6 protein-coding genes are annotated in these 7,411 nt (G+C 39.3%); 5 read left to right on the top strand and 1 reads right to left on the bottom strand.

The window, feature by feature from the left end; translation table 11 throughout:
- From AC1DG9_RS20030 to aroC, 3 genes are all read left to right on the top strand, one after another.
- The coding region (locus tag AC1DG9_RS20030; protein WP_477635114.1) for a chorismate mutase at nucleotides 1-381 on the top strand (381 nt) is incomplete at its 5' end.
- Nucleotides 382-383: 2 nt separating this feature from the next.
- Nucleotides 384-1,637 (top strand): 3-phosphoshikimate 1-carboxyvinyltransferase, encoded by a 1,254-nt coding sequence (gene aroA / locus AC1DG9_RS20025; protein ID WP_288878958.1) that lies wholly within the window; start codon nucleotides 384-386, stop codon nucleotides 1,635-1,637.
- 24 nt (nucleotides 1,638-1,661) lie between these two features.
- Nucleotides 1,662-2,753, top strand: coding sequence for a chorismate synthase (aroC, locus tag AC1DG9_RS20020; RefSeq protein ID WP_172659739.1), 1,092 nt, complete (start codon nucleotides 1,662-1,664; stop codon nucleotides 2,751-2,753).
- Between the two features lie 120 nt (nucleotides 2,754-2,873).
- On the opposite strand, the gene AC1DG9_RS20015 is transcribed toward aroC, so the two are convergent.
- Nucleotides 2,874-5,297, bottom strand: a complete 2,424-nt coding sequence (locus AC1DG9_RS20015) for an alpha-ketoacid dehydrogenase subunit alpha/beta (protein WP_288878956.1) — start codon at nucleotides 5,295-5,297, stop codon at nucleotides 2,874-2,876.
- A gap of 131 nt (nucleotides 5,298-5,428) precedes the next feature.
- Between AC1DG9_RS20015 and AC1DG9_RS20010 the strand changes: the two genes are divergently transcribed.
- Both AC1DG9_RS20010 and AC1DG9_RS20005 read left to right on the top strand, forming a co-directional pair.
- Nucleotides 5,429-5,818: a DUF1573 domain-containing protein gene (locus AC1DG9_RS20010; RefSeq protein WP_068891054.1), complete on the top strand. Its 390-nt coding sequence runs from the start codon at nucleotides 5,429-5,431 to the stop codon at nucleotides 5,816-5,818.
- Between the two features lie 64 nt (nucleotides 5,819-5,882).
- Nucleotides 5,883-7,085: a pyridoxal phosphate-dependent aminotransferase gene (locus AC1DG9_RS20005; protein ID WP_288878955.1), complete on the top strand. Its 1,203-nt coding sequence runs from the start codon at nucleotides 5,883-5,885 to the stop codon at nucleotides 7,083-7,085.
- Nucleotides 7,086-7,411 lie beyond the last annotated feature (326 nt).

The raw sequence follows: 7,411 nt of genomic DNA, 5'->3' as shown, positions 1-7,411 counted from the left end.
GAGTTGGTTGATCGCTTAACAGTTCGTGAACCAGAAACTAAAAATGAAGCGATCTCTGATCAATTAGCTGAATTCCGTAAGCAAATCGATAAAATTGACGACATCTTATTACAAAAATTAGGTGAGCGTATGTCTATCGTTGCTAAAATCGGTGAGTACAAACGCGATAACCAGGTTACAATTTTACAGGTTAACCGTTGGGATGCCATCATTCAAAAAGGTATCTCATTTGCAAAAGCACTAAAGTTAGATTTAAACTTTACTGAGAAATTTTTGGAACTTGTTCATGGTGAGTCTATCCGTAAACAAACTGAGATCATGAACGCAGGCAAAGCCGAAAAAGGAATTGCAGCAGAAGCACACACAGAAGTTAAGTCTTAATAATGAGTAAACATGCGCTTGTTTCTTTTAAAGGAAGCAAACAAATAGATACAGAAATTACACTTACAGGCTCTAAGAGTGAGTGTAACAGAGCATTAATTATCAGCTCTTTGAGTAAGGGGACTGTAAAGGTTGATAATATGTCTAATGCTGCTGATACTGTTACTTTAAACAGTATATTAAATAATATCTCGCAAAGCAACCCACATCAACAAACCGTTGATGTGGGCCCTGCGGGTACTGCAATGCGTTTTTTAACAGCCATGCTCTCTACCCTACCTGGTAATTTTTTATTAACAGGAACAGAAAGAATGAAACAACGCCCCATTGGTATTCTTGCTGAAGCATTAAAAAACATCGGTGCTGATATTACTTACCTTGAACAAGATGGATTCCCTCCGTTAAACATCAATGGTCCGTTAAAACAAAGCACTGATACCGTTAAGATTAAAGGTGATATAAGTAGTCAGTATATTTCAGCTTTATTAATGATTGCGCCTATTTTACCGCTAGGTTTAACGCTACAGATTGAAGGTGAGTTAACCTCTCTTCCTTATGTTAAAATGACGTTAGACATGCTTCAGGAAGCTGGTATTGTGCATGAATGGTCTGGAAACAACATTACCATTAAACCACAGACTTTTGAAGCGGCTACACTTGCAGTAGAACCCGACTGGAGTGCAGCTTCTTATTGGTATAGCATAGCAGCGCTTGCTGAAAATGCACAGATCGGTTTGCCTTATCTAAAAGATAAAAGCTTGCAAGGCGATAGTCGTATCAGAGAAATTATGAGTGCCTTTGGGGTACAAACAGCAAAAACCAGCAAAGGAATTAACCTTACAACCACTGAAACAAACTTTAATGATGATATTCTTGATCTAAAAGATTGTCCGGATTTAGCACAAACCATTATTGTATGTGCCGCTGCTTTAAGAAAAAACCTTAAATTCACGGGTCTGGAAACCTTAAAGATCAAAGAAACTGATCGTGTTTTGGCTTTACAAAATGAGCTTTCAAAGATTGGTGTAACCTTAAATGAAGACAACTTTATTTATACACTGAACTGCGATCAGCTAAACTTCCCTGAAAGGGTATCTTTTGCTACTTACGAAGACCATAGAATGGCGATGGCTTTTGCTCCGCTTAGTCTGGTCATAAACGAAGTTGTTCTGGAAGAAATGGATGTTGTAGAAAAATCTTATCCTGATTTCTGGAAAGATTTAGTAAAAGCAGGGTTTACAGTTACAGAGATTTAATTAAAAACATAAAATAATTCTAAAATGGCAGGCAACACATTCGGGCAATTATTTCGCATCACTACCTTTGGGGAATCACATGGTGTGGCCATTGGTGTTATTCTGGATGGATGTCCGGCGCAATTGCCCATCGATCTTGATTTTATTCAATCAGAGTTAGATAAACGCAAACCGGGGCAATCTAAGATTACTACTCAACGAAAGGAGAGCGATACCGTGCAGATTCTTTCAGGAACATTTGAAGGAAAAAGTACAGGTACGCCAATTGCAATGCTTATTCCAAACGAGGATCAGCGCAGTAAAGATTATAGCCACAATACTGATGTTTATCGCCCCTCTCATGCCGATTATACTTATGATGCTAAATATGGCATTCGTGATCACCGTGGCGGCGGACGCTCCTCAGCTCGTGAAACAGCTGCCCGCGTTGCAGCAGGAGCTATTGCCAAGTTGTTGTTAAAACATCATGGTATTGAAGTTTTTGCACACGTATCTTCAGTAGGCAAAATCGAAGCACCTAATCTTGAAAGTAAAAACATCGCTGATTTGCTAGCTATCCGCGAAGAAAACATCGTTCGCTGTGCAGATCCCGCTATCGCAAATCAAATGATCGAATTTATTGATGGCGTTCGCAAGGATGGCGATACAGTAGGCGGAAAGATCAATTGTATTGTTAAAAACTGCCCTGTTGGCTTAGGTGAACCTGTATTTGATAAACTTCATGCAGATCTGGGTAAAGCTATGCTAAGCATTAATGCTGTTCACGGTTTTGAATATGGGTCTGGATTTAGCGGAAGCGAAATGAGGGGATCAGAGCATAACGATATCTTTTTAGCAAATGAAGGTCGGCCTAAAACGCTTACCAACTTCTCTGGTGGAATCCAGGGAGGTATTTCTAACGGAATGGAAATCAATTTCACAGTAGCCTTTAAACCGGTTGCAACAATTATGCACAATCAGCAAACCATAAATGCTGCAGGCGAAGCTGCAGAAATTAAAGGTAAAGGCCGACACGATCCATGTGTTGTACCTCGTGCAGTTGTAATTGTTGAGGCAATGGCAGCATTAGTGCTAGCCGATCATTTGCTTCGAAACAGATCAAGCAAATTAGCATAACAGAAAATCAACAAAGTTAATTTAGACTCTCCTTAGATCATGGTCTAAGGAGAGTCTAAGTTGACTCTGATCAGAGTCTGAGATAACTCTGAAGAGTTATCTTCTCTGGCAAGTCTGTTTTTAGAATATAGAAGGGTATTTTGATGCGTTATTGTCGTGCATAATTTGATACACGGTTTCAATAATATCATCAACAGATGGCTTACTAAAATAATCTCCATCTGATCCATAAGGCGGACGGTGAGCTTTAGCAGTAAGCGTTCTTGGCTGTCCGTCTAAATGGTAATAACCATTTTGCGCTTCAAGTACCTGTTGTAAAATAAATGCAGCGCCTCCACCCGGAACATCTTCATCAACTACCAATAACTTATTTGTTTTCTTTAAAGATTCTGCACAAATCCGTTTTGTATCAAAAGGAAGTAGTGTTTGAGGATCGATTATTTCAACTGAAATCCCTAACTGGGCTAATTCTTCTGCTGCTTCTTCAACAACTCTTAAAGTAGCTCCATAAGATACAATGGTAACATCAGTTCCTGTTCTTACGATCTCTGCCTCTCCAAGAGGAACAGTGTATTCGCCAACATTTTCCGGTAGTTTTTCTTTTAACCTGTATCCATTCAGACATTCAATAACCAGAGCAGGTTCATCAGATCTGAATAAGGTATTGTAAATACCTGCAGCCTGTGTCATATTACGCGGAACGCATATATGCAAACCTCTTAATGAGCCCAAAATCATAGACATTGGAGATCCTGAATGCCACACGCCTTCTAACCTATGTCCACGGGTTCTGATGATAACAGGCGCTTTTTGACCGGCTTTAGTCCTATAAGATAAGCTTGCCAGGTCATCACTTAAAATATTAAGTGCATATAGTAAATAATCGAGGTACTGAATCTCTGCAATAGGTTTTAAACCGCGCAAAGCCAGACCAATACCCTGACCAATAATTGTCATTTCTCTAATACCGGTATCAGTGATCCTTAAATCACCATACTTGGCTTGCAGGCCTGCAAAACCCTGGTTTACGTCGCCTATTGCGCCTAAATCTTCACCAAAGGCTACTAAACGCTCATCGCGTGCAAAATTAGCGTCAAAGCAAGCGTTCAGTAATTCACGGCCGTCTACCATTTTACTTTCCTCAGTGTATTCGGGAGCCACCTGTTTAACCAATAACGGACTTTCTATACCATCGGTAAATAGCTTAGAATTGTACCTGTCTTCGTTTAAAGAGGCCTGGCTATTATACCAGTTTATCAGTTTGTCTCTCTCTGGAGAAGGGTTATTAATGCTAAGACGTAATGTTTTTCTTGCTGAAGAAACAACCTCCTTACGCAATGCATCGGGCGTACTGGCAAGTAGTGAAGCAATTTTACTGATAGCAGGATTGCCGTTGGCAATTCTGTTGATCATATCGATTACCTCTTCCTTCTCTACTTTAATGGTAGCTAAGAATTCATTCCATGCCTCTCGTTGGGTTTCACGTACAAGTTTCTTTGCAGTTGCTTCCAGCTCAGTAATTTCTTCTTCTGTAATAATAGCTGATTCAAGCATCCACTTACGCATCTGCAGGTTGCAGTCATACTCACGCTCCCACTCCAAGCGATCTTTATCTTTATAACGCTCATGAGAACCGGAAGTAGAGTGTCCTTGTGGTTGAGTGACCTCTGTAACATGTATCAAAACGGGAACATGTTCAGTTCTGCATACATCTATAGCACGCTGATAGGTTTCGCACAGTGCCGGATAATCCCAGCCTCTTACTTTAAATATTTCGTAGCCGGCTGCATCTTCATCTCTTTGAAATCCTTTTAGAATTTCTGAAATATCCTCTTTAGTAGTTTGATACTTGGCAGGAACTGAGATTCCATAAGCATCATCCCAGATAGACATAGCCATTGGAATTTGGAGAACACCTGCAGCATTAATAGCTTCAAAAAACACCCCCTCGGAAGTAGAGGCATTACCAATGGTACCAAACGCAACTTCATTGCCGTTTACCGAGAAATTTTTAAGATAACTTAAGTCGGGATTTTGCCTGTATAATTTGGAAGCATAGGCCAAACCTACTAAACGGGCCATTTGACCACCGGTTGGCGCAATATCAGACGAAGAGTTTTTCATCTCCGTCAGGTCTTTCCAGCTACCGTCTTCATTAAGTGAACGGGTAGCAAAGTGACAATTCATTTGTCGCCCGGCAGATGCAGGATCAGCCTCAACACTTGGGTTTGCGTATAACTGAGCAAAAAACTCTTTTAGTGTACAAATTCCGGTTGCAAAGGCAAAAGTCTGATCTCTATAGTAGCCAGATCGCCAATCGCCATTTTTAAAAGCTTTGGCCATTGCTATCTGAGGAATCTCCTTACCATCACCAAATATTCCAAACTTCGCCTTACCCGTCAACACTTCTTTACGTCCTAATAAACTAGCTTGTCTACTCTCGTAAGCTATTTTATAGTCGTTAATAACAATCGTTTTGAAATCATCAAAACTTAACTCTGAAGCATCAATTGGGTTCGTTGTAAGTTTACTATTTGGCGTCATAAGCAAATCAGTTATGGGGCAAAGATACATAAATTCTAAAGTATGACTTAACGGTGTGAGTTAATTTATATATTGGAATACTTTTTGAATTATCGTTTAAAACATTAAATTTGTTTTAAAACCCACATAAGATGAAAAAGTTATTATTACTATTTACATTAATTTTAGGAATAAGTGTTGCATCAAATGCTCAATCTAAACCAGCGGAGTTTAAATTTGACAAAGAGACTTATGACTTTGGAAAAATCCCTTTGAACAAACCTGCTTCTGTAGATTTTAAATTCACTAATATAGGAGATCAACCATTGATCCTTAGCAAAGTTGAAACAACTTGTGGCTGTACAGTACCTGAATACACCAAAACTCCAATCAAAAAAGGAGAAACAGGAACAATTAAAGTTACTTATAACCCTACTGCAGCACTTCCATTTAGCAAAAGCATTACTATAACTTCTAATGCTAAAACAACTACTAAAGTTCTTTACATCAAAGGCGAAACTGTAGCTGGAAGCACTAAATAGAATCCAATAAAGATATTTCTAAGAAAAGACCTCGTTAATCAACGAGGTTTTTTACTTTTGTACCATGCCAAGGATTTCAGAGAAAGGGGTACAAATGCCCGCTTCGCCAATTAGAAAATTAACCCCGTTTGCTGATCAGGCAAAGAGGGACGGAAAAAAGGTGTACCATTTAAATATTGGACAACCTGACATAGCGACGCCGGAAGTGATGTTAAATGCCATCAAAAATATTACATTCAATGTGTGGGCCTATACTCCTTCTGAAGGTACACTGACCTATAGAACTAAACTTGCCGAATACTATAATAAACTTGGGTACAACATTACCCCTGAAGATATTTTGGTAACTGTAGGCGGATCTGAAGCTATCACCATAGCCATGCAGACCTGTATTAACGAAGGCGACGAAATTATTGTTCCTGAGCCTTTTTATGCCAACTATAATGGGTTTGCTTGCATGAGTAATGTGGTTGTAAAACCAATATTATCGCATATAGAAAATGGTTTTGCACTCCCTCCAATAGCTGATTTTGAAAAGTTAATTACCGATAAAACCAGGGGTATTATTATTTGCAATCCAAATAATCCTACAGGTTATTTATACTCAAGGGAAGAGCTGGAAGCCCTTAAAGCTCTTTGCTTAAAATATGACCTTTTCTTGTTTTCTGACGAGGCTTACAGAGAGTTTTGCTATGATGGCAGAGAATTTATCTCTCCTTTATACCTCGATGGAATAGATGAAAATGTAGTGGTAATAGATACCGTTTCTAAACGCTACAGTGCTTGTGGTGCAAGATTAGGTTGTATTATCACTAAGAACAAAGAAGTAATCCAATCGGCATTAAAATTTGCCCAGGCCAGATTAAGTCCGGGTATGGTTGAACAAATTGCCGGAACAGCAGCAGTTGATACCCCTGATAGCTATTTTGAGGAGGTAAACAAAGAATATACCTTAAGAAGAGATACATTGGTAAAAAGGTTAAATGCTATCGAAGGAGTGTTTTGCCCTAATCCGGGCGGTGCTTTTTATGTTGTAGCTAGATTACCAATAGATGATGCTGATCAATTTTGTCAGTGGATACTGGAAAGCTTTACTCATGATGGCGCAACCGTTATGATGGCTCCTGCTACCGGGTTTTATTCGACTGAAGGTTATGGAAAAAACGAGGTTAGAATGGCTTATGTCTTAAATACCGCCGACCTTAATAGTGCTATGGATTGTCTGGATATTGCATTAAAACAATATCCTGGTAGAACTATGGCATAATTTTAGTACTTTTGTATCTAAGCTGATGGTTTGAAAGGAGTAGTTAACCACACACCATCAGCACATATAATGGGCTCGTTCTGGATTTGACAGGGTGGCGCTGAGTATGTAAGCATGCAGTGCGTTGTACGGAGAGCACTTAAAAGATAACGTTCAAACTATAATTGGCGAAAATAACTACGCCTTAGCTGCCTAATTTAGAATTAGATAAGCTTTTGTTCCTCTAGCTGCTGCATCGTTAGGCTAGAATCCGGAGCATCGAAATAACGAAGCTGGCATTTGTAAGGTACGCTACATTTGTGAGATAAAGTACCTAAGGTGAAAGG

This window comes from Pedobacter sp. 05L430 (assembly GCF_056397585.1).
Note: the sequence above shows the minus strand (reverse complement) of the source record. Positions and strands in the feature narration are given on the sequence as shown.